We start from the raw sequence: 24,603 nt of genomic DNA on the forward strand, positions 1-24,603 counted from the left end.
TCCATTTTTTGCTGCTCTACTTTTTGTTTTCCAGATAGTCCGCTATTGCCCCGGTAATGGCATAATAGCGCCTATTGTTTTCTTCCTCCTCCCGGGTAAAAGGCATCTGTTCAAAGATGTGCTTACAGGAATTAATCATTGCCGAGAGTTCATAGGTTAGAATGCCCATTTCCCGGTAGCTTTCATAGGTGGGGCCAAATTCTGTTTGAAGGATTGACAGCAACAGGTTATAACGGGAAGGGCGCAGGTCTGATGTGAGTTCTTCCATCAGGATTTCTTCAATAATATAAGAAGGTGTCCCTTCTTGTTGCATGTCTGCCATCATTTTTCTAACGGCCGATACTTTTCCCTTGATGTATGCTGTCACCTTGGTTTCCTGCTCCAGTGAAAGGAGCATATCCGGATTGTTTTCAACCAGGTAGCTATGGAGCTTATTTTCAAGTATGTTTTCCATTGCAGGGATTAAACTTTAAAAAATCCTTTTAAAATGGTGGCTACAACCAGAAGGAATATGCAGCTACCAAACCACGACGCGGCACTTTTTCCGGTGTCCTGGTCTCCTGAATTCCATTTGTTGATCGAGTAGGGTAGGGCATTTCAGCCCAACCCTCTCACGGAACCGTACGTGAGCCTCTCAGCTCATACGGCTCTTCTTATTCTGTTAATGTTGCATTAAGATTTCATCTTTGACGCTTTGCGGGGAAGGGCTCCATATTTCCAGTGTGCAAATAGCTGCGGCAGTCTGGTGGCGATGCTTTCAAGATATATAGCTGCCTTTCTTTTACCTCTTCGCATATCCTTATGCTTGCAGCGTATCCAGGCAACCAGTTTTCTGTTGATGGCGTCGAGGGTTCTTTTCAGCTCCCTGGCGCCATAAAGACCATAAGCATATATCCACTGATTAATTTGTGGATTAATGCTGGCTGCGATCTGTTCTATTTCTAATTGCACCCAATAGTGGTGATTCCATTTTCTTACCTGTCGCCAGATGGCAATTTTTGCCCCCGCACTGATGGCAGGAGAAAATATAGTGTTGGTGGCATCCCCTGCTGCTATTTGCCTTGGCCGGAATGTATATCCGAGAAATTCAAACCTGGTGGCGATTTTTCCATCTTGCCAGATACCCTTTTTACAATGAACTATTTTTACCTGGATGCCGCCTTTTACCCCTAGCCTGATTAACCTGTCGTCTACCTGCGTCTTTAGTGCTGCTGCCATGCTGTACGAGGCCAGGTGGCAGATAATGGCTTGCTGGCTTTTTTCAAATTTCACTGATGGATGGTTTTCATCGATCCACCTGTCAAAGGCGTGATAAATGATAACACTGGTAATGGGGGTAGCAAGCATTGGGTAGCATTGCACCCCTTCAATACTTAACCACCTGCGCAGGTACAATAGCACCCAGGGCGCTGCTGGTCCTTTTGACAGCAGGGAAAGCAGGTTACCCACCTCAATATCCAGTGCTTGCGCAAAACTTTTTATCGTTACTGCCCAGGGCCAGGTAGCACTGTGAAGCTTTGCCAGGGCAATATTTTCAGCCGGATTTGCGCTTGGGTGAGTGGTGGAAAATGCTATCTGTCCTGCCAATGCTGTTGCCATCACTTTCTGGGCAACCAGGTCTGTTATCTGGCAGGTTTGCCTGCCTTTGTTGGTTTTTAGGGTTTTGGTTTCTGCAGGTGGGTGGTAGCTTCCGGACCTTAATCGGATCCAAAGCGCATGGATATTTGCTCCGGGTCTTTCTTCAAAGATTGCTACCTGCCGCCTTTCCTCCGCTGTCATTGCCAGTAGCGGTTTTATCTGCCGGTAGGCTCTGCGCACATCGTTTTTTGAAATCCTAAATGAACATGGCTGTCTCATTAAATCCTCCTAATGGATTTGCTTAGTTGTTTAATTTGTACATAGCCAAAGAATAAGTCAGCCCCTTTGCTCCGTTTTCATTACAAAAACTTCCTCGCTACTACGGGCTGATCTGCCCCTGGTAGTGGTGGCATCAATGCCACCACTACCAGGTTCCCAGGTTCATGCGTAAATGCCTCTTATAGTCACTGGTGCCACCTCTATACCGGATGTTGCCGGAGCAGTAATCAGGTTTCTCTCCGGCTTTTATTCCCAAACCAGGTTCAGGGGTTTGGTTTTAACATCTTTTTCTTTTAGTTATCGATACCTCACTGGTGGTTCCCTTGCGGTCACCTTTGACTAAAGTCACCTGCCAATTTTATATTGACTTTTCACGTATCGCTCACGACAACGGTATTTGACCGCTGCCGCATACGCTGGTTTGCAACCCTCTCCTGAAAGTTGGTTGCGGCGGGCCTGCCGCCATCATTTACGATGCTTTAGGACACTAGTATGTCCTTTTTCCTGGCACACTAAACCTTTACTGCTCCTATCAGGCCCAGAATTGCGCCTACTGCATACATCAGATCGGTGCCGATGCCGAAATATTTTTTTACTTCGTTGGTGGCGTTGGTAATACCAGCGGCTCCTTCCTGGCATTTAGCAACTTTAGAAAGTGTCAGGCAGGCCACAGATAGTAACAGGGCCTGTCCTTTTCTTTTGGAGCCTGTCAGCAGACATGCTGCACGGTTTCTTACTTCGCATTTTTTCATAAACTAGAGATGTTTGAAGTTTTATTGGTGAATAATTGGTATGTGGATTCCCTGGCTGGCAGGGAGATCTTTTTTGGTCTTTTAATCCAGGTTATAAAAAGGGCCAGACGACTGTGCATGCCCCCACTAATCATCCCGTTACCTATGCAGGTCGCCTGACGCCTTTTTTCCTTGTCTCAAGGTTGCCCGAACAGGGCCTCTGCTTCGGCGCGGGTGATGTCGATGAGACAATCACTTTTGGCCGCTTTTATAATGATATTTGAAATGGCAGCCCTGAACGCGGGCTGATTTAAGGTCGGGTAGGTGACGATCTGCACAGACAAGGCTTCCAGCAGTTCCTCCTTGGTGCCCATCTCACCTTGGCCGGAAATAATTTCCTGCACCTCGATTGCAAGGGTTTCAAGCAACTGGAAACTGTTGTCTTCTTCTTCCTGCTCCATATCCTGTGATGGTTCCTGCCCGGCAGGATTACCCGCATAAGAGCCCGCTGCTACCTGTTCTGCCGGCACGTCCTGAGGCTGCCAAATTCTTTTTTTACCCTGGGAAACCGGGGAGCCTTCCTTTGCCCCAGACGAGGCGGTTGGATTAAACAATCTGATTTTACCCGATACTACCAGGTACAGGTAGTATGCGGCGGCGGAGAGAGAAACGGCTCCCGCGAATTGACCCCAGGTAATATTTTCAGCTATCATTGTCCTGTTATTTTTGGTGATCTTGATTGTTGACAACACAAAAGTGGGATTTGGAGAAGGGGAGTTGTAGAAGGTTTTCCCATCTGGGAAATTTTTTTCTAAAGGGCGCTTTCATCATCCTGGTCAAGTCTTCTTAAAAGGGAATTGCGAAGGGCGTCCAGGAAAGGGGTACGGCTCTTTTTCCGCAGCCGGATGTCCTCATAGATCTTGTAGATATTTTTTAAGTCGGTATCAAAAACTTTTTCCAGGTAGTCGGCAATTTTCTTTACTTCAACTTTGGTGTTGTTAAACACGCCGTATTCCTGTAGGGCATACAGCAGTTCGCCTAGGGCTGCTTTTGATGCGGTCCATTGTAGCCCTTCGCCAGCGGGGCGTCCTGGTATCCCTGGCCCGGGACGAAGCGGGAGCAGGGCTCTTTCCAGGTAGCGGTAAAGAAGCTGGCAGCAGACAAGCTTTGCCGCCTTATAGCTTATTGTGGCATAGTAGCGGTGATCTGGCAGCAGCGGCGCCTCATCGTCGATACTTTCGGGCTGGCTGTTATCCGGCCTGCGGTAATAATAGCCATCCAGGTAAGTAAGGGAGAGTAAATGATAGCGGTAGATCTCACTGTTTCTGTCAAAGTAATTGGAAATTCTTTGCTGGTGTCTTTTGTAGATGGCAATTTTTTCGGTCTGCCCGGCGGCTTTACAGCGTATTTCCAGTTGGAGCAGTTGGAGGTAATACAGGCGCATACCATCCATGTGTGGCCTTATGTGTTTAAAGAAATGTATTTCCTCCTCTGGCGACTGGAAGGGATGGCTGTCCAGCCAGGCGTGTAACCTGGTTAGCGACAGGTTAACTTCGTGGATGCAATCAGTGATGGCTTTGATTGCGTCACTTTCATTTGTGAAAATGGTGGTTGTTTTTTCCTGCAAAGCCCCTAGCATGGATGCATAAGCGTTTTCCATATCATGTTGGTTAAATGATGGTAAAGCACAACTGTTTTAAAGGGTTTGGGCTGAGGGGGGTAAAAATTGGTTATTGAAGACAGAGGGTAACTGCAAAAAAAGTAGAAAGCAGGGGGATTTTTACCGGGGGTGGGTTCTGAGCCCACCCAAAAGGGAGAGAAAAAGGGGAAATAATTTAAAAAAACGGTCTTACCGCAGGGTGATAGCACCGGATGGCGGAGATACAGTGAAAAAAGATGGCAGGCGGGAATTTATTACATCGCCCGTAGGATATTATAGCAATTCCAAAATCGTTGCCGTACTTTTTCTATGGTGCCATCCTTCTTATTGACGGATTTGCTTCTAAGGGTGTTTGGTGAGATGTTATCTGAGCCCAGGGTGTTAAACAGGGATGCGATGATGCGGAAGACTTTGGATTTATTGGTATTGGTAATGATTTTACCTTCTATGAAAACGTCGATAAATACGGCCAGTTCTGCTGAGGATAGGGAGGTGTCAATTTTTTCGCGCTCCGCGGTGCCCCCTGCTGTGGTTGGCGGGGCAGGCAGATAATTTATTTCCTGCTCCACCCATTTTCTGATTTGCTTGCTGGCAGAGATCTGCGATGCGGCGTTAAGGGAAAAACCAGGACGCAGTATTACCTGGTTCATAAGTTTTAGGTAAAGTCTGAGCACTTTTGTGCGGTCATTTTCTGTGGGCAGCAGGTTTAATTTGTCCTGCAAATTGGCAATACAAAAGGTGATATACTCGGGTGAATTGAAGTTAAAATGGAGTAAGAGAATGTGCAGCATGACGTTTATCTTTTGTTCGTTCATGCTCATTTCCTTTAGCTGGGTGGAGATAACCTGATAATCATAAACGGTGTAGGTGTTAAGGGGTGGATCCTTTTTTAAGAGCAATAGATTTTCGCAAAGGGTGCTAAAGTAGATTAGTTCCCGGTAGGTGATGCCTGCAGGATCTTTAGCTCTTTCGCTGATGGGCCTTATAGTAATTTCCAGCAGTTGTTTGTTTATCCTGGAAGAAGTTAGTTCCTGCCGGATCTGCCTAACGGAGTTTTCCAGTTTTTTCCCAGCCATAAGGCTATAGGTATATGGAAGGGGGGTAGCCGGATTTAAGAAGTCAACAAATCTTCTGGTAATAAGGTCAATCAGGTCCGTTAGGCGAAGGCAGATGCTGTTAAAGGTATCTTGCTCGTTTGCTCCCAAACTTTCCTTGCCTGGTTTATTCAGGAAGGTCTCAATAGTGTTGTTAAGCTCCCACTGGACGTCATGGACGTAATTACGGGCCAGTTCATTGTTGTGTATGCGGGAGAGTTGGTTTAAGATTTCCTGATATAGTTTGTCTATCACCTGGTTAAGGCTGGGCAGATGGCTATCCGTGGCTGTAGTGCTGGCGGCTACCTCAGATAATTTTTCAATGGTGATTTCTTTTAAAAGCAAATTGATGGGCAGAAAGTATTCCTCCATTGGATAAAGGTTTTATCTGATTTTCTTCTGTTACCTGGTGCTGCTGATCTTGCCTTTGCGTTGAAGCGAAACTTATGTTGTCGTGGTTATTTTCATAGTCTGTTGGTCTTTCGGGTACGCTCGTGACTATACTTATTTCTCTAATATACAATAATTTAACAATAAGATTGTACGGAGAGCGTGACAAATGTCTGGCGGTGATGATTAACTGCTCATGAGGTGAGAGGTGAAATAATCAATTACCTGCCTTCCGCAAGGATACAAGAGCAGGGTAGGTAGATCGAGGGAGAAGGCAGTATATGTGTAATTTAAAGGAACCTATTTAGCCTTCGTAGATGAAAACCTTTAGGCGTGCTTGAAAAATATTTTCCTCAGACTTATTTAAAGTAATTTTAAGAGCATCAATCTGAAAAATTTTCTCCACAGGGGTCTGTCATCTACTTTTCCTGAAAAATAAGTGTGTCCGTACCTATTACTATTAGTCGCTTCTAAAACACCTGTGGTATGGATAGTCAAAAACACACTTATTTGGAATTTCTTTTTTCCAGGATTAATAACAGCGCTCATTTTCTGTCCTGCGCTTGCCGTGATCATTTAAACAGTATTGCCTTTGTAGAGCACTGGCCCAAAAATCAGTTCCTGCAGATGCGGGGCCATACGGTAAAAAATGTATGGTTTGTGGTGGACGGATGCCTTCGCACCTGTTATTTCAACGAGAAGAAAACCGACTATGTTACCCAGTGGTTTTGGTTTCCGGGGAACTGGGCAGGGGTCTTTTCCCATCTTTTCAGCGCAGCAAAGAGCGATAGGGTTATCGAAGCTATTGAAGACTCCAATGTTTTATCCTTTTCTTTTGACGACCTGGTAGCCACCCGACTGCAATACCCCAGGGAATGGCAGATGATCACTGCCTCGATGATAGAGGTATATATCCGCGATTTTGATATGCTACATAATGACCTGGTTACTTTGTCTGCCAGGGAAAGGTACAGGAAGCTGCTTTGCTCTCACCCGGAAGTCTTCCAGATGATAAACCAAAAAGACATTGCCTCCTACTTAAATATTTCCAGGGAAGAACTCTCTCGTCTCAGGGCAGAAAAGCAATAGGTAAAATGTGAGCAAGTTCACAGGCGATTGTGAGTAGGCTCACGCTGGATGGAGAAATTGCCTTCTACCTTTATACCGGAATTAGTTATTTTTTGTTTTCACGGAAATTTTTCTTTACTGCATTGGACTGTTCCTTAAAAGGTGGGCTTAAATAAAGCCCAAACGTTATCGTTCACGCTAATTGTTTTCCGTCATGGCCGCTTATTTATCTGAATCTATTGAGGAATGTACCCGGGTGGCGCCAGCAGGTGAAAATATCGGCTATGAGAGGTTTCTGGACCAAAAGGCAATCACCTGCCTACAGAAGGGGCCGTACTTGTTAGTGGGAGATCAGGGTCCGGCAGCCTGGCAAATTCATATTTCTGTGGTGGCCTGCCAGGTAGAACAGATGTTAAGCAGGGTAATCCCGCTGCTGGTAAAAGGTGGTTTGGGCTTTCGCATGGTAAGAGATAGGCTTTGCGCAGAACAGATCTTAATCGCGGGCTATGGGCATGAGAGGATGGGTAAAATGGTGACGGTATTTGCTGGTGACGGGAGGACGGCATGTGATATTGCGGGTAGGCTTATCCTTTCAACGGAGGATCTGCGAGGCCCGGCTGTTACCGGAGCATATTTCCTGGCAGGTACGGTTTATACCACCTACCACGGTCCCGGTACAATGCCATGTGCCTGGCCAGAACAGCAAATGGATGGTAAGCGGTTGCTAAAGTATTTTGACAGTCTGACTTTTCGTCTTCCCCCAAATGTGCCATGGCCTTTTGATACTATCCGAAAATACAGGCTGGCAGCCCGGGGAGGATTGGTAAAAGGAAAGTACCTGGTAACCACCATTCTCAAAAGTGATGTAAAGGGTAACGTACTAAAGGCATTTTATTTCAGTAAAGGATGGCCTGCATACTGCGTGATAAAGGAAGGGAAGGGCTGTATAAATGAGGACTTGCAGGGCCGCGATGCTGCCAGCCGTATCACCTGGCAGTGGCAGGTTTATCAAAGACTAAAAGATCTGGTTTGCATGCCGGCGCACCTGGATTATTTCCATTCTGATGGTAAAGCCTTCCTGGTCACAAAGTTTATCAGGTCTGAGTCTTTGGAAAGGCGTGTTGAAAGGCTTCTACTGGCAGGTGTTTACGAGAATTTAAGCAAGGATGATAAATTACACCTTACCGGTCTATTGCTTTCCATTTTTGAGATGGTGGCCGCTATGCATAAGGAAGGTTTTGTCCATAGAGATATTACCCCGTTTAATTTTGTGGTGGACTCCTCGGGGCGCCTGTATGCCCTGGACCTGGAACTTTGTTATGACCTGAAGGGGGCCCCATACCCGCCATTATTAAAGGGCACTCCTGGTTATATGTCTACCGAGCAGCAAATGGCTGCAACCCCTACACCTGCAGAGGATATATACGCGCTTGGGGCTCTGATTATTTTCGTTCTCACTGGGCTGTATCCTAATCATTTTACCGGTCCTGGTGGTGACATAAAGGAAGGACTGAATTTCTTTCTCGCCGATGACGCTCTTTGCCACCTGGTGGCTTGCTGCCTGGATTCCCGTCCTGATCGCCGTCCAGAAATCGGGGAGCTGGCCTACCGGATAAGGCAGTTCAGGGAAAAGCCCGAATCGATAGGGCCTGAGAGGCCAAAGTATTCGGATGCTGACCTTTTGGAGGTGGTCTGCCAGGGTCTTGCGGGGCTGCATTTTCCTGGTATGTTTGACGGGCAGGGTTATTGGAAAGGCCGGAGAGATGACCCATCGGCGGTTTTTTCCGGACAAGGCAAATGGGAGGTGACGTTACCAGGGCTGTTTAATGGGGTCAGTGGCGTGCTGTTTACTGTTTTTAGTGCCATGCGGTTGGGTGTAAGTTGGACCTATGATGAAATGGCTCTGAGACGCAACTTCAGCTTTGTCCTGGATCATGTGACAGGTAAAGGTCCCCAACTGTCACCAGGGCTTGCAGAAGGGGTTTGCGGCATAGCTTTAATGCTAAATCAGGCCGTCCTTTCAGGAGCATTTGGCGTGGCTGAAAACATGGTTAAGTCACCGCTTACCTATCAGGATGGGTTACTGGATGACTGGCAGAATGCCAACCTGAGCCTTTCTGATGGCATCGCCGGCATTGCTTTGGGCCAGCTCAGTATTTGCCGGGATGGTTTGCCGGCGGCCGGACTGCTTTGCGGATGTATAGAAGTGATTTGCTGCCGCCAGCGGGCAGGGGGGAACTGGCAGGCGGGCAGGGAAGGAGGATTTTTCAAAGGTGATGCTGGCATCCTGTGGGCGCTACTTTCCTACCTGGTACATTATCCTGATGAGCGCACTGGCTTGTCAGCCATTAAAGGGTTATCCCGGCTTTGCGGCAAGCAAAGAGCTAAGGAGCGCAATCCCTGGCTTTGGGGACAGGCAGGGTTATGCCTTACCCTTCTAAAAGCGGCCCGTGTCTTTGGAGAAAACAGATACCAGGTGGCCGCCGAAAAGATCCTGACCAGCTATCCGGACAAGATAACCAGTAACTGCCTGGCGCTGGGTGAGGGCATTTCCGGGCTGGGAGAAATTTACCTTTCTGCATGGCAGCTTACGGGAAAGGACCGTTGGCGGGATCGGGCTACCTGGATTGCGCAGGTTTTGGCCGCCACCTTTTATCGTCCTGAAAAGGAAAAAGGGTATTGGCTTACGGATAGAACCTTTCTGCCTTCTGGTGGCCTCATGGAAGGTAGCTGCGGTCCTATTCACTTTTTACTCCGATACCTATATCCTGAAAAACTGTCCTTACCCGGATTTTAAGTCAATAATTAAAACAGAACCTGTATGAAAAAGGCAGCCATCGCCGATATGACCGTCACGATCCTTAGCATGCTGTTTATTATCCTGTTTGTCTATGCGGCAGGAAGTAAGTTAACCGAGTTCGATCAATTCAGGGCCCAGATAGGACAGTCCCCGCTGTTAACCTCCTGGGGAGGGGTGGTGATCTGGCTTATCCCGCTGTTGGAATTTGGTATTTGTCTGCTGTTGGCAATTGCCCGATGGCGCCTTGTAGGGCTTTACGCCTTTTTTACGCTTATGGTAATGTTTTCCGCTTACATCGTTGCCATCAACTGGTTTTCCTCCTACGTTCCCTGTTCGTGTGGAGGTGTGTTGAGTGAAATGAATTGGAACCAGCATCTTGTTTTTAACCTGGCATTTGTAGTTGTCTCTGCCCTCGCTATAATGCTGCAAAAAGAAGAACAGCAACCAAACAAAAAATCTATTACACAATTCACCTAAACAACCTTACGATGAAAAACAAGAATTTAATACTGGCCATTTCGGTGGTCGCGCTAGGCGTTTGCGCTTTCGCCTTCAAAGGAAAAAAGGTAGCGTCTCATGACACCTGTATCACTAGGTGGACGCTGGATAACAGTAATCCAAAAAGGTGTATCTCAGTACAATGTAGTGACATTCTAAATACTGCTGTTTGTGGCATAAACGGGGTATTCACAACGGCTCAATGTACTGGGGTAGAAACGATATTCCTTTACCGTTGCGAGTAATCAAAAACAGAGCATATTATGATCACCCTTTATCTGCTTTACGGCCATCCTCCTTAGCCAGGGTAACGCGAGGCTACTTAAATTTTTTTTAATTATTTCTTAAACATTTAAATCAGCAATTATGAAACTCTTCAAAGGTCTTTTAACCGTTGCCGCTTTTTTGATCGGCATTACATCTGTATTTTCATTTAAATCCCTGCCGTCAAAAAAAATGCCGCCAGTAACCAGGTATACTCTGGATAATTCCACTCCCAAGAAATGTATCGCGACGCTTTGCAGTGCTATCGGAAGCGTCCCGTGTGGTATCAATGGGGTATTTCAGGAGCCAACATGTACCTTGCAGGAAACGGTCTTTACCCTAAGGCCTTTGTAAATATTGTTCACAGAAAGGCAATTTTCACAGTAAGTAAACAATTAAACTAGTAACGATGAAATTTCTAAGGTGTTTGCTAACCACCTTCGCTTTTATGGCGGGAATTGTCTCCATATTTGCCTTTAGGTCTTCCCTTTCAAAGGATGGCTTTTATGCAGTGAAGTTTACCTGGGACAACTCCACTCCTAAAAAATGCATACTTACGGTTTGTGATCTTACTGGAGGAAATGTGTGTGGCATAAATGAGTTATACCAGGAATCAACCTGTGTTCTCATTGAAACGGTATTTAAGAGGAGACCCTAATCGACCTGGTTATCCTCCGGCATGTATCACTATTTTTTCAACATTAAAACTATCAGTCATGAAAATCCTCAAAGGTTTGTTAACATCAGTAGCCTTTTTAGTAGGCATTGTCTCTGTGTTTTCATTTAAATCTTCTCCCTCTCAAAAAGGGGCATTTGTAACCAGATGGACCCTGGATAATTCCAATCCCCAAAAATGTATCATTACCGATTGTGTCGCGACAGCACCGAATTTTTGCGGTCTCAACGGAGTATACCAGGATAACGTATGTACGATGCTGGAAAAAGTGTTCATTAAAAAATTTTAATAGTAATCAAATAAGAAACAGGAATAAAATCCTGTTTCTTATAATTATAAATTGTTCGTTTTATGGGACCAAAACAAAAGTTATTCAGGCTTTTTCTGCTTGGAGCAGGCGCCATAGCATCTATCCTGGTTTTATTTTTTATCACTCAAAATTATAATGACCGGCGAAATAATTTTGTCAGGCTTTTTCCACCTCATATTGCCTGGCTTCAGGATGAACTGGACCTGGGAGTAAACTCCTTCTATATTGCCGGGACAACTGATCAAAATATATTTCTAGGAAATACTACTACGCCTGCCTATATAACCAGGAGTAATATAGACCGGATTGATACCTCCCGCTTCCGGGTAATGATAGCACCCGATACTAAAATACTATATGATAAAGGCCAATACAGTATCGATTCGCCATATATTAATCTGGTGGATCTGGTTTCCAGGAAAATGCTGATGACTTCGAACCCAAATGACAAGTTATATCCTGTTGCCCTACCTCAATTACTCATCGCCCAGACGGTGCTTTTAAATCAGGCTGATATTGTTTGCAGGACATACGACGTTAAGGCAGATAGGGCATATCTAAAAAAGTATGCAATTACCCAAAATGAACCCGCTTCCACCCTTGAACTACCAAAACAGTCTGAAGGGCTGTTTAGCCCGGATGGTAACCTTATTTATGATGCGGTAAAAAAACAATTAGTTTATGTTTTCAGGTATAAAAATCAGTTCCTGGTAATAGATACCAATTTACAGCTTATAAAAGCCAACAGGACGCTTGACACGAATACTTTTGCTAAGGTTCAAAGAGTATACATTGCCTCCCAGAACAAAATGACCATGTCAAAGCCTCCGGTCGTTGTTAATGCATCCAGCGCATTATGGAATGGGCTGCTTTTTATTAAGTCGCCCCTGCTTTCGTCTAACGAAAACAGGTCTAGTTTTAAAAATAATGAACCTATTGATATCTATAATACAAATACAGGTGCTTATTTATATAGCTTTTATCTTCCAAAATTTAAGGGAAGCACCTGCAGGGAATTTACAGTTAGAAAAAATAAGCTCCTGGCACTATATGACCATTATCTTTTATCGTTCCATTTGCGTCTGTAGGCTAGGCCCTTTCTTTTTTTGTGATAGCGCCTCATTTATATTGCGGATTATATCCTCTGGTGCGGTGGGGTAAAGACGGGAAAAAATTTTCCCCTGCTTGTCTACGATCAAAAGGAAAGGGGCTAAATTGGATCTGTAGTATACACTCATAGGATCGTCTTCCGATCCTTGTCTGTTTGCGTGCAGATTAATGTATTGTGGACTAGTATATTTATCAGTTTGCATACTTTTGAGCCACATTTCTTTTGTTCTATCCGAATTTATGGAAATCATTACAAAGTCGGGGTTATCCTTAAATTTGGGATATATTTCCTTTTCAAAAAGCTGATGAAAAACAGCGCATCCCGTACATCCGGTGGACCATGTATCCTGAAAAATAACTTTGCCAGCAAAATCGGACAGATGAACGACTTTTCCTGACTGATCATTAAACGCGAAATTATAAGGAATACCCCCCCTTTTTGTCCGATTATTTGCTAAAAGATAATTTTTGATGTAAGACGTTTTGATGAACAATAATGCCTTTTGGTAACAGCTTTCATATCCTAGCTGATCCTGGACAGCATACAACATCACGTATGGTAAGATCAGGCACTCTGCCAGTAGTTTTTCCTTTAGAAAGCCAGATATAGTTTTGTCCTTATAAATATTATCGAAAAGGTCAGGAAAGGAGAAGGTTACCTTTTCACCGAATTTGAGCAGTCTTATGATCCTGCTATTGATAAAATACCAATATTTGTATTGGAGTGAAAATGCATAATTATTATCCTTTTTTATATCATGTTCAGGGTTTAATGGTGGAAGGTCTATAGAAGAAGCATAATCGTAAACCTTTTTCCTTACTTCAATTGGATTTCTGGTATCTGACATCTGGGATTGATAGTCTGAAATTAGCCCGCCATATGTGGTCCCATAGATATCAGCATTCATCACATCGTAGGCGGTGGGGGAGATTTTGTTCCTATAGGAATCTAACACTTTAAGGGCTGCCTGATAGCAATGGGTATTAACATCTAAAAACTCTTTTCCTAGAATATAATCATAATTTTTATTTGCAAGTGCCGATCCCCATTTTTCTCCAACAATTTTGTTCTGGCGATTCATTTCCGCTTTGATTTCTGCCATGCAGTTGTATTTCTCTGACCCTTTTCCAGAAAATTTTATCAGGACATTATTCTGGGATGGCTCATAGGTTATATCCAGGAAAAGGTTGTCTCCTGGTTCAACGATATATCCATAGCTATCGCTTATAAAAGGTTCCATTCTATCCTTATCCGGGTTATACTGAACCATAGACAGCGTTAATTTCCCTGGTTCAGAAGAGGTGGGGAGTTCAAAACTAAACGTTCCGTCTTTAGCAGGATGGACATTCATCAATACAAATTTTGACAGGTTGGCTGATCCGGAAGCTTCCACTACCACGTTTCTGGCAAGTTCGATGCCAATGCTATCTGCGCTGCCGCGAAAATTTCGTATTATGCCCTTAAATCTTGCAGGAGCATTTGTTTTTTTGCCTGGCACAGCCCTAGCTTTGACCATTATTATGGGGGCAAAGTGAATTAAGCAAATAAATAGGGCGAGGATTAAAGATTTTCTTTTTAACATACTTATTGATTTTGCAAGCTGTTTTTATTGCAGCGGTTTTCAGACCAGATGATGCGTATTGCGATTGAACCAATTTTAAGAAGAATAAATCAAACTGTTGCTAATAACGATGCACCTGTAGGGAATTTACAGTTCGAAAAAATAAGCTCCTGGCGTTATACGACCATTATCTTTTATCGTTTAATTTGCGTCTTTAGGCGCTTTTCATTTTTGGGATAACGCCTCATTAATATCCCGGATTATATCCTCTGGCGCGGTGGGGTAAAGACGGGAATAAATTTTCCCCTTCTTGTCTATGATCAAAAGGAATGGTGCTAAATTTGAATTATAATATTCACTAATTGGATCATCATCAGAACCTTGCCTGTTGGTGTTTAAATTGATATACTCCTGGCTGGTGTATTTGTCAGTCTGCATACTTTTGATCCACATTTCTTTTGTTTTATCCGAATTTATGGAAACCATTACAAAGTCTGGGTTATCCTTAAATTTTGGATATATTTCACTTTCAAAAAGCTGATGAAAAATTGCACATCCCCCACATCCCGTAAACCAGGTGTCCTGGAAGACGACTTTGCCAGCAAAATCAGATAAGTGAACAATTTTTCCTGATTGGTCTGTAAATGCGAAATTATAAGGGACGGCACCTCTTTTTGTCTGCATATTAGCTAAAAGATAATTTTTAATGTAGGGTGTTTTAATAAAAAGTAGTGCTTTCTGGTAACAACTATCATATCCTGGCTGATTCAGATCTGCATACAGCATCACATTAGGCATGATCAGGCACTCGGCTAGTAGTTTTTCCTTTAGAAAACCCTGTATAGTTTTGTCGTTGTAAATATTATCGAACAGGTCAGGAAAGGAAAAGGAAATATTTTCACCGACATGGAGCAGTCTTATGATCCGGCTATTGATAAAATACCAATATTTATATTGATCTGAAAAGGCATAGTTATTATCCTTTTTTATTTCATGTGTTGGGTTTAATGATGGGATGTTTACAGAAATTGCGTGATCATAAAACTTTTTTCTTACTTCTATTGTGTTTCTCTTATCTGACATTTGAGCCTTATAGTTTCCCAATAGCCATCCATATGTGGCTCCAAAGATATCAGCATTCATAACATCATAGGCGGTCCGAGAGATTTTATTCCTGTATGAATCTAGCACTTTAAGGGCTTCCAAATATCCATGGGTATTAACATCTAAAAACTCTTTTCCTAGAATATAATCATAATTTTTATTTACTAGTGCTGATACCCATTTTTCTCCAATAATATTGTTCTGGTGATTCATTTCCGCTTTGATTTGTGCCATGCAGTTGTATCTCTCGGATCCTTTTCCAGAAAATTTTATCACCACATTTTCAAGGGATGGGTCATATTTTAAATCCAGGAAAAGGTTATCTCCTGTCTCCACAATATATCCATAACTATCGCTTAAAAAAGGTTCCATCCTTTTCTTATCCGGGTTAAATTGAACCATACTGAGCGTTAGCCTTCCTGGCTCTGTGGAGGTGGGGAGTTCAAAACTAAACGTCCCATCTTTGGCAGGATGGACATTCATTAATACAAATTTCGACAGGTTGCCGGATCCGGAAAAATCCGCTATCACGTTTCTGGCAAGTTCGATGCCAATGCTATCTGCGCTGCCGCGAAAATTTCGTATTATGCCCTTAAATCTTGCAGGAGCGTATGTTTCTTTGCCCGGCAGTACCCTGGCTTTACCCATTACAATGGGAGAAAAGAGAATTAGGAATAAAAGTGCTCCTGGAATTATCGAATTTCTACTAGACATAAATATGGATTTACAAGTTGTTTACAGTGTTGGTTTTAAGTAATAAAAAAGCATGGTAGGGTGGCGGCTAAGGGCTGCCAATATTATGCGGCTGTTTTGGCTATATTGGGTAAGGATCATTGGAATGGCTATTAAAATAAACAAAGGATGGAGGTGAGAACTTTTTTAAGAAGATCTCGCCTCCTGTTTAATATAATTGTCAGCTAGGTTTTGTCCACATTTTTTCTACTTCTTTTTCAATGCTTCTTCTATGTTCTGAATAATCTCTTTGGGATCATTGTCATACAACCTGGTGTATATTTTACCTTGCCTGTCGATAAGGAGCAGAAAGGGAGCCATATTTGAATTGTAATAGGTGTATATTGGCGCATCATCCCCCAACCCATTGGTATATAGGTTTACGTAGGATGGATTGGTGTATTGGTTTGTGGACATGCTGTTGAGCCACGTTTCCTTTTTCTTATCAGAATTGACAGATACTACCACAAAGTCCGGATTGTCTTTAAATTGGGGATAGACCTCGGTCTCAAATAAATGATGAAAACCGATACACCCCCCGCACCCAGTAAACCAGGTATCCTGTAGGACGACTTTTCCCGCAAAGTCAGAAAGATGAACGGTCCTTCCCTTCGGATCAGAAAGCGCGAAATTAAATGCGGACGCCCCTCGTTTTGTTCGGTTACTTGTCAGTAGATAATCTTTTATAAAAGGGGTCTTTACTACGGTGATGGCTTTTTCGAGGCAACTATCATAGCCCTGTTGATCTAGTTTGGCAAGTCTCATCACGTTGGGTAATAGCAGGCATTCTGCCAAAAGCTTATCTTTTAATAGGGTGCTGAAACCTTTATCCTGGAGTATACTATTGAACAGGTCAGGGAATGAGTAGCTAATCGTTCCTGTAGAAGGCAAAAGCCTTGTTATACGGTCATTAATCAGGTACCAGTATTTATATTGGATAGATAGAGCGTAGTTGTTATCCCTGTCAACTACGTGCTGCGGATTGAGTGGAGGTATGATAATGGTGGAATAAAAATCGGGTATTTTGCTTCGTATTTCCACCGGATACCTGGTATCTCCCAAAGGGCCCTGATAGCAAAGTATGAGACTCCCAAAGGCTGCACCATAAATATCAGCATTCATGATGTCATAAGATGTGGTTGAAATACTTTTTTTGTAGGCGTTTAAAACTTTTAGCCCTGCCTGGTAGCCTTGGATGCTGGTATTGATAAAATCGCTTGAAAAAAGATAATCGTAGTTTTTTCTTTGAAAAGAGGACGATGTTATTTTTTGAATCTTTTGTTCTTCTTTGTTCATCTCCGCTTTCATCTCTGCCATGCAACTGTACTTCTCTGCCCCTTTACCGGAAAATTTTAACTCTACATTGCCAATGGAATCAACATAGGTAACCTCCATGTTTATGTTATCTCCTGACTCGACAAGATACCCATAGCTGTCACTTGCCACACCTGTTACCCGTCCTTTTGCATCATTGGGCACCTTCATAAAGAACATTACTCTTACGGGCTCTTTTGAAGTTGCTAATTCAAAATTGAATGTACCGTTATTCTCCGGGTGAATAGTGAAGTACGCTGATTTTGACGCATTTGGACCTCCTAGGTCTGCGATAACATAACTTTCCATGTTAACAATGATGCTGTCTGCCGGACCTCGGAAGTTTTTAACTACCCCTTTGAATTTTGCCTGTTGAAAGCTCTTCTGCTTAATGCTTATGCGTGCTTTCCCAACTACAATTGGAGCGGAAAGGAAAATAATAATAAATAATGCGGAAAATAATATCCTCATTTTTGTTTTCGACATGACTGTTGATTTTTAATAGCCGGGATTTTGAGTAATGTTTTTATTTGCCGAGATTTCCTGTGCCGGAATTGGATATAGTACGGCTGTCGCTTTCCATCCAGGTTTTATAAGCCCGAGAACAGCGGTGGCTCTGCCGGTGCGTTTAAGATCCAGCCATCGGTGCCCCCATTCGGTGAAAAGTTCCACTTGTCTTTCATGTTCAAGGCTACTTAATAAGCCGGCTTTATCCGCTGCGGAGCTTTCAGGAAGGCCCGCACGGGTCCTGACCGCGTTCAGGTCGGACCTTGCTCCGGTGTAATCGCCCAAGTAGGTCTTAGCCTCGGCCCGGATCAGGTATTGCTCCGCTAACCGGAATACCATTGAATACTCCTTTAAGTCTGTCCCGGATTGGATTTTGTATTTGAAAGGGAAATAGTAGGTCGCCCCGGATGCCTGAATACTGTCTACCCAGAGCTGTCTTCTTTTGTCCCCGGATTCGAAGGCATTTACAAGCATAGGGGCCAATGATACATAGGTGGGGGCTGCTGTCAGGATAAAGAAGCTTCCTTCGTTGGTATTTAGTCCAGGTATCACCGGTTGCATTTGCCAGATCGCTTCTTTACTGTTTTTCAGGAATACCGCATTCAAATCCGTTAGTAGGGTGTATCGTGCCGAATTACCTATTAGGCTATTTGCCTGGTCAATAGCTTGCTGGTATTTTCCTGTGTACAGATATACTCTTGCAAGCAGGGCGGTTGCCGCGTCGTTGTTAGGTAGTACGCGAAAGTCTCCAGCGCCAGGTTTGGCCATGTCTTTTTGGGCGTCTAGCAGGTCGGAAGTGATCTGGTCATAGACCTTTGCCTGAGTTGCTCTTGTAGCTATTATATTCTCTGAATAGTCAGCAGAAAGGTAAAGAGGCACATCCCCATAAAGGTTGGTTAAATAAAAGTAGCAAAATGCCCGGATGAATTTTGCTTCTGCAACGAGGGCCGACTTATCTGCTGCCGGAATATTTAAGGTCGCATTGATTCCGGTGATCAAAGAATTGCAAATGTAGATATAGTGATATGGATTTGTCCATACCGTAATTGCCACGGTTCCATTTGATGGCAGAATAGTGTTTTGATAGAGAGCTTTAATATCTAAACCGGCATTATAGGATATTAATTCGTCTGTGGACAGTCCTCCAAAGAATGTAAGGCTGGTGAAGCTGCCTGAAGCAAAACCGCCACCACTTTGCATGTCACTGTATATTCCTGATAGTGCTGCTCTAACGGAGCCCTCATTGTTGAAAACGCTGGCGTCTACAAGTCCGGTTTTAGGAGGTGGTATCTCTACGAACTTCCTACAGGATATTTGACAGACACCAATAAGTAAGAAAAGAATAGTGAATGACAGGTATAATGATTTCATTTTGATCATTGTATTATTATTAAAGAGTTAATTGAATTCCTGCGACAATTACCCGAAGAGAAGGCTGCCTTAATATTGCTGACGATGAGATGCTTAGTTCCGGATCTAATCCTTTGTAACCAGTAATTGTCCATAGGTTTTGGCCTCTTAAATAGACATTTGCTTTGTCGATCTTTAAAGATTTGAGCCATTTGTCGTTAATAGAATAGGATAACTGAACATTTTTTAACCTTACAAAGGAGGCATCGGTAATGGCCTTGTCAGCAAATAGCCCATAGTAGATGTAAGGAATAAGGGCGTTAAAATCACCGTTGGAGTATTTTTGAACATTGGTTACGTCACCAGGTTTCTGCCATCTGGTCAAAACTGATATGGGCTGGTTTTGTGCTATTCCCGGCATGTTTGTTCCTCTGTAGTCATAACCTTGTTGTTTGACAAACTGAAAAAGAAAATCAAGTGTCAGGTTTTTAAATCTCAGATTATTGCCAATTCCTCCATAAAAAGTCTGTGTTACGTTTTTGTAAGTTGTCAGATCGTCAGGATAGGAGGGGAAGGAGGTGGAAGTACCGTCTTTTGCTGATTTAAATTGATAAAGCCCTGTCGCTGGATCTACGCCGATAACTTCCATTCTTTTAACAATAGTAATTGGTTTTCCTACTATGTATTGGTTAGCGTAGGATGTGTTTTCAATGCCAGGAAAGGCAACAAGTTTATTCTTGGGCAGAGTCAGATTAAAAAAGGTAGACCAGGTAAAATTTCGTGCTTTTATGTTTTCAGAGTTTATGTCAAATTCAAACCCTGAGTTTTGTATCACTGCTGGGAAATTGGCGAAAATATTGATAAATCCTGCGCTTGGTGGAATTGAGAATGGTAGTAACTGGTTGGAAGAACGGTTTTGATAGTAGGCGCCGTTTACCAGAATTCTGTTTTTGAGAAATCCCAAGCTTATACCTGCTTCCAGTTTCTTGGTCACCTCCCAGGAGTAATCGGGTACTGCGATCCTGGAGGGCGCCAGCCCGCCCACATTATCGTATGGGAAGGAAGTAGGATACCATGTACTCAGGTATTGATAATCTCCGATGTTGTCATTTCCGGTTGTTCCATAGCTGGCTCTGAGTTTGCCGAAAGTTAAGAAGGGTAGCAGATTTTTAATGGCACTTTCCTCTGAGAATATCCAGGCTGCACCAGCAGCGCCAAAGTTTCCGAATTGCTTTCCTGGACCAAAACGACTGGACCCGTCTCTTCTGCCGGTAAGGTTGAGTATATATTTTGAGTTCAGGTTTAAATTTACCCTGGCAAATAAACCATTATAATGGTAAAGAGAGTAGTTATCTGACACTACCGAGGTAGAATTGGCTGCCGATAGATTTTCCATTAGAGTTTCGTTACCATATCCAGTCCCCTGCAAGGTCCTGCTTTTTAGCACATTCTGCTGAAAAGAGGTACCCACAATTGCGTCGATTACCAGGTGCCCAAGTATTTTGTTATAGTTTAATTGTGGTTCCAGAATCCAGGTCTCGATGCTGCTATTTCCAAATTGAGAATAGGCATTTGAAGCGGTGGGATTTGAGGCTGGGTTGAAGGTACTGAGCGGGACGATGTGGTCCTGGTCTACCTGCATTCTGGTGTATCCTCCATTGACTTTGACCTGAAGGAAGGGTAAAAGTTGGTAGCTGGTCTGCAGGGCAGTTATCAAATTATAAGTAGAAGAATGATAGCGTTGATTAAGGTAGGCGTATGGGTTGCTGCTTCCTATTATGCTGGGCGAACCTACCGGCCAAAGGACATTTCCACTTTTGTCTGCCAGGTCCGGCGTATTTGGTGGCAGATATACGGCCATACTGGTAAGATCATTGTAGAACAGATCATTAATATCAGCAGAGTACGAAGCGGTAATGGCGGCTTTGAATTTTTTGCTCGCAGAAAGGTGATTGAGGTTAAAATAAGCAGAGCCGCGGCTGTCTCCAAAATTGCCCGGAAAAACTGTTGTTTCCTTGTGATAGCTTCCTCCCAGCAGGAATTGAGTGTTGTTATTTCCCCCTGACAGTGATGCCTGGAAGTCGGAGATTTTTGCGGAGCCTCCAATAAGGCGGCTTTGCCAGTCTGTATATTTTGTGGTATCCCATAAAAGCAGATCTGGGGCATTGCCAGGGTTAGGGGTGGTATTATCATTTGCAAATGCTTCATGTCGCATCTGAATGTATTGTGGCGTCGATAAAAGTGCAAGCTTATTTGTTACCTTACCAAAACCGGAATAGGCTCCAAGATTAACCTTTGTTGCTCCGGCCTTTCCTTTTTTCGTAGTTATAAGCACCACTCCATTGGCGCCCCGTGATCCGTAAATGGCGGTGGCGTCGGCATCTTTTAATACCTCTATGCTTTCGATGTCAGCGGGGTTAAGGCTATTAAGGGGATTTCCTCCGAAGGTGATCGAAGATGCGAAGGAGGATGATCCTACTGAACTTGTGGTAAAAGGTATTCCATCTACCAGGTATAACGGAGCCGCTCCACTATAGATACTGCTTTTGCCTCTAACCTGTATATTGATTGCGCCACCGGCTACCCCTGTGAGCTGATTGATATAGACACCTGGTATTCTGCCTTCCAGCGCAGCCAGGGGGTTGCTGACAGGTTGAGTATTTATTTGCTGTCCACTGATTCTATTCACGCTTCCGGTGTTAAAGCGATTTGTTGTAGACCCATAACCAAGGACTACTGACTCGTCAAGGACATTGGTCGCCCGTTTTAATTCTATTGTAAAGTTAGACTGCCCATTAAACTGGATTTGCTGTGATTCATATCCAATACAATGGACGATCAAGAAACCGTGAAAGGAAGCTATGTTCCTGAGAAGGAATTTGCCCTGTTCATCAGTAATGGCTCCGTTTGAGGTTCCTTTCAGTAAAACAGTAGCACCGGCTACCCCCTGGCCTGTCTCAGCGGACCTGATGTAACCGGTGACTGTTGTCGTGTCTGTTGACGGGTTTTTATTGGATATGCTAAGTTCTTTTTCTTTGGGTTTAGAGGAAATGATGACGGAATTGCCGTCTATCTTGTAGTTAAATGGTTGATCTCTGAGTGCCAAATCTAAAACGGTTTGGATCTTTTCATTTTTAACGATGATGGTAACGGCTTTGCCGGATTTAAGGACAACATCACTATTGTACAAAAAACCATAATTGGTGCACTGTTCAATTTTCTTAAAGACCGTTATCAGAGAGGCATCCTTTAAATTGAGTGTAATCAGGACCTGGTGTCCGAATGCTTTCGCCTGTAAATTCTGATAGGTAATAGAGAGTACAAGTACGGATAATAAGGACATGACAACAAATCGCCTAATCTTCCATAGGCAGGATAATGGTAAAGACATAAACTAAAGATTAATTGGTTGGTGGAATGGATCCGGAAATGATAAACTGCTTATTCTCCCGGTCCTTGCATGACAATTACTTTTTGACCTTTTATTTCGAATCTTGCTACCCCTGTTTGGGCGATCATGTTAAGAAGGTTACTAATTGGAACATATCTGCTCACTTTTCCGCTAAAATGTCTACCAGGCTTAAAGTCCGGAGCGTATTCGATCTGTAGGTCATACCATTTTTCAATTTCGTTCATTAGCTGTGGTATTTCTACCTGGTCAAAAATGAAAAGACCATCTTTCCAGGCAATTATAGGGCTGACATCCACCTGGTGGATGCTGAGGCCTTCCGCGTTTGCCACTGCGCATTGTTGCGGCTTTAGTATAATGGAATGGCCTGCATTAATTATCCTTACAGACCCCGAAACTAGGGTGGTCGAAGTGGTATTATTTGTGTAGGTGTTGATATTAAGCTTTGTACCCAGGACCAGGACTTTAGCATTTGCTGTTGAGATAATAAAAGGGCTTGCCTCCTCTTTTGCAACATCAAAATAAGCTTCTCCGCTTACTTCTACCTCCCTTGTCTGTTTGGAGAATGTGGTGGGGAAACGGATCGAGGACGCTGCATTTAGCCAGACCATTGTGCCATCTGATAGCTGTAAATGGTATTCGCCACCTCGTGGGACGATAAGGGTGTTAAATTCTGTGTTTTCGGTTTGGTTCAGTGGCCTATAACTTAGCAGCCCATTATGCTGACGAAGCAAAAGGGTCTTGTTTTTCATAATGGTGGTATCTGTCCCACGTTTGAACTTAACCTGATCGCCGTTGCCTAAAATTAGGGTTGCCATCTGGGTACCGGGTTGTATTTCCTGGATATTTTGCGTAATGTGGAGGTATTGTTTCATGGTTCTCTCAACAAGGTGGAATCCTGCCCAGGTGAGCATGGCAATGACCGCCGCCCAGCGAAGGGCGCGAAAGATTTCTGTTTTAATCTTTCTGCGCCGCCAGACTGCTTTTAATTCGGCCAGCTTCACTTCAGGATCGGTATTAAAAATGAGGGTATTTTCTGAGTCCAGGTTGCGGTTAATAAAATTTAGGAAAAAACTTTTGTTTTCTTCGCTTTCTTCCACCCAGTCATTTAATAGCCGCTCTTCGGCGTCGGTGAGGTTACCGCTAATAAATCGGCCTGTTAGTTTGCCCATACGGACCATTATGTTGACTTTTTCTTCCATAACAGATATGTGGTTTTACTTTCAGGCCGATATGCGCCATTTATCAACCAAAAACGCAAGGCATCACTATATTTGCTGCCGGTAATGAGTGCCTTTAGATTGAAGACAATTGCCGCTCAATAAAAGTCTACAGGGTTTTAAAAAAGAAATGAAATTATCAATGCGGAATTTTGGCAATTATCATTGCCAGGAGGAAAGCGCGGGTAGAAAGTAGCTTTCGCAACATAATTATTCCTCTTGACCGCTGTGTTTTAATGGTGCTGGGCGAAACGTTGAGAAGTTCAGCAATTTCATTGATTTTCAAACCTTGCCGGTAGGACAAATTAATCACAGTTTTACATTGTGGTGGGAGTTTTTCGATGGCGTTATAGAGTTCATGGAACGCCTCGGCCTGATAGATGTGCTCAAGTATTGCATTTTCATCTTTGGGTGCGGACTTTCCGGCCTGGTAGGTATGCTGGTCGTAAATGCTGGTTCTCTTCTTTTTATTCATGCAACCGTTGAGCACTGCCTTATATAGATAAGGACCACAAAATTCGACGTCTCCCCAACTTCCCTTTAGCCATATTTTTTCAAAAACTTCGGCTACAGTATCCTCTGCACTTGCTTTGTCTAAAAGGATGCCGCTGGCAAAAAAGCAAAGGCGGGAATAGTATTTGGTGAAAGTTTCTGAAAATTCGTTTTCCCAAGTTTTTCGATTATTAGCTGCCTGGTTTACTAGCATAGAAAAAACAGTTTGACCCTATTGTAGTAACGGATATGCAAAATGTTCACTGGACTAAAAAAGGATAATTAAGTAGGGGGCATTCATGGAAAAAATAACAAAGGAGAAAATTCGCAGCATGATAAAGGTAACTTTTTTCAAAACAATTTTGTTACTTTGATATAGCTGTCGGTAATATTTCAGGTAAGTCCTTTTGAGAGAATTGACCAAATGAATAATTAAAAATATTCAATATTTGGAT

At 43.4% G+C, this 24,603-nt stretch carries 18 protein-coding genes and 1 pseudogene; 5 read left to right on the plus strand and 14 right to left on the minus strand.

The window, feature by feature from the left end; genetic code table 11:
• Positions 1-16: 16 nt before the first annotated feature.
• The 7 genes and pseudogenes from PV783_RS13865 to PV783_RS13895 form a co-directional block, all read right to left on the minus strand.
• Positions 17-454: a DUF1896 family protein gene (locus tag PV783_RS13865; protein ID WP_420988417.1), complete on the minus strand. Its 438-nt coding sequence runs from the start codon at positions 452-454 to the stop codon at positions 17-19.
• An 8-nt stretch (positions 455-462) separates the two neighbouring features.
• A pseudogene (locus PV783_RS13870) lies at positions 463-573 on the minus strand (DUF4134 family protein); the annotation flags it as partial.
• Between the two features lie 99 nt (positions 574-672).
• Positions 673-1,779 carry a group II intron maturase-specific domain-containing protein gene (locus PV783_RS13875; RefSeq protein WP_420988418.1) on the minus strand — a complete coding sequence of 369 codons (1,107 nt, stop codon included), beginning with the start codon at positions 1,777-1,779 and terminating at the stop codon, positions 673-675.
• Positions 1,780-2,369: 590 nt separating this feature from the next.
• A complete protein-coding gene (locus PV783_RS13880) occupies positions 2,370-2,609 on the minus strand; it encodes a DUF4134 family protein (protein WP_420988419.1) in 240 nt (79 codons plus the stop codon).
• A 176-nt stretch (positions 2,610-2,785) separates the two neighbouring features.
• Positions 2,786-3,301 (minus strand): hypothetical protein, encoded by a 516-nt coding sequence (locus PV783_RS13885; protein ID WP_420988420.1) that lies wholly within the window; start codon positions 3,299-3,301, stop codon positions 2,786-2,788.
• 98 nt (positions 3,302-3,399) lie between these two features.
• The gene (locus PV783_RS13890; protein WP_420988421.1) at positions 3,400-4,248 is read right to left on the minus strand and encodes an RteC domain-containing protein; all 849 of its coding nucleotides are present in this window, start codon (positions 4,246-4,248) and stop codon (positions 3,400-3,402) included.
• 254 nt (positions 4,249-4,502) lie between these two features.
• A complete protein-coding gene (locus PV783_RS13895) occupies positions 4,503-5,714 on the minus strand; it encodes a hypothetical protein (RefSeq protein WP_420988422.1) in 1,212 nt (403 codons plus the stop codon).
• Positions 5,715-6,218: 504 nt separating this feature from the next.
• Between PV783_RS13895 and PV783_RS13900 the strand changes: the two genes are divergently transcribed.
• The 5 genes from PV783_RS13900 to PV783_RS13920 all read left to right on the plus strand — a co-directional run bounded on the left by PV783_RS13900 (position 6,219) and on the right by PV783_RS13920 (position 12,436).
• Positions 6,219-6,821 carry a Crp/Fnr family transcriptional regulator gene (locus PV783_RS13900; protein ID WP_420988423.1) on the plus strand — a complete coding sequence of 201 codons (603 nt, stop codon included), beginning with the start codon at positions 6,219-6,221 and terminating at the stop codon, positions 6,819-6,821.
• 193 nt (positions 6,822-7,014) lie between these two features.
• The gene (locus PV783_RS13905) at positions 7,015-9,597 is read left to right on the plus strand and encodes a lanthionine synthetase LanC family protein (RefSeq protein ID WP_420988424.1); all 2,583 of its coding nucleotides are present in this window, start codon (positions 7,015-7,017) and stop codon (positions 9,595-9,597) included.
• 24 nt (positions 9,598-9,621) lie between these two features.
• On the plus strand, positions 9,622-10,077 hold the full coding sequence (locus tag PV783_RS13910; RefSeq protein WP_420988425.1) for a MauE/DoxX family redox-associated membrane protein: 456 nt from the start codon (positions 9,622-9,624) through the stop codon (positions 10,075-10,077).
• Between the two features lie 1,001 nt (positions 10,078-11,078).
• Complete coding sequence (locus tag PV783_RS13915) at positions 11,079-11,327, plus strand: hypothetical protein (protein WP_420988426.1); 249 nt, start codon at positions 11,079-11,081, stop codon at positions 11,325-11,327.
• 62 nt (positions 11,328-11,389) lie between these two features.
• Complete coding sequence (locus PV783_RS13920) at positions 11,390-12,436, plus strand: hypothetical protein (protein WP_420988427.1); 1,047 nt, start codon at positions 11,390-11,392, stop codon at positions 12,434-12,436.
• Here the strand turns inward: PV783_RS13920 and PV783_RS13925 are convergent.
• The 7 genes from PV783_RS13925 to PV783_RS13955 form a co-directional block, all read right to left on the minus strand.
• Positions 12,413-14,041, minus strand: a complete 1,629-nt coding sequence (locus PV783_RS13925; RefSeq protein WP_420988428.1) for a TlpA family protein disulfide reductase — start codon at positions 14,039-14,041, stop codon at positions 12,413-12,415. The genes PV783_RS13920 and PV783_RS13925 overlap by 24 nt on opposite strands.
• A 204-nt stretch (positions 14,042-14,245) precedes the next feature.
• A complete protein-coding gene (locus PV783_RS13930; protein ID WP_420988429.1) occupies positions 14,246-15,838 on the minus strand; it encodes a TlpA family protein disulfide reductase in 1,593 nt (530 codons plus the stop codon).
• 225 nt (positions 15,839-16,063) lie between these two features.
• Positions 16,064-17,656 carry a TlpA family protein disulfide reductase gene (locus PV783_RS13935; protein ID WP_420988430.1) on the minus strand — a complete coding sequence of 531 codons (1,593 nt, stop codon included), beginning with the start codon at positions 17,654-17,656 and terminating at the stop codon, positions 16,064-16,066.
• A gap of 12 nt (positions 17,657-17,668) precedes the next feature.
• Complete coding sequence (locus PV783_RS13940; protein WP_420988431.1) at positions 17,669-19,057, minus strand: RagB/SusD family nutrient uptake outer membrane protein; 1,389 nt, start codon at positions 19,055-19,057, stop codon at positions 17,669-17,671.
• Positions 19,058-19,067: 10 nt separating this feature from the next.
• Positions 19,068-22,418: a SusC/RagA family TonB-linked outer membrane protein gene (locus PV783_RS13945; protein WP_420988432.1), complete on the minus strand. Its 3,351-nt coding sequence runs from the start codon at positions 22,416-22,418 to the stop codon at positions 19,068-19,070.
• Between the two features lie 50 nt (positions 22,419-22,468).
• Complete coding sequence (locus tag PV783_RS13950) at positions 22,469-23,638, minus strand: FecR family protein (protein ID WP_420988433.1); 1,170 nt, start codon at positions 23,636-23,638, stop codon at positions 22,469-22,471.
• 157 nt (positions 23,639-23,795) lie between these two features.
• A complete protein-coding gene (locus PV783_RS13955) occupies positions 23,796-24,362 on the minus strand; it encodes an RNA polymerase sigma factor (protein ID WP_420988434.1) in 567 nt (188 codons plus the stop codon).
• Positions 24,363-24,603: the final 241 nt, after the last annotated feature.

Source organism: Chitinophaga sp. CC14 (genome assembly GCF_048957795.1).
GTDB lineage: Bacteria > Bacteroidota > Bacteroidia > Chitinophagales > Chitinophagaceae > Chitinophaga > Chitinophaga ginsengisegetis.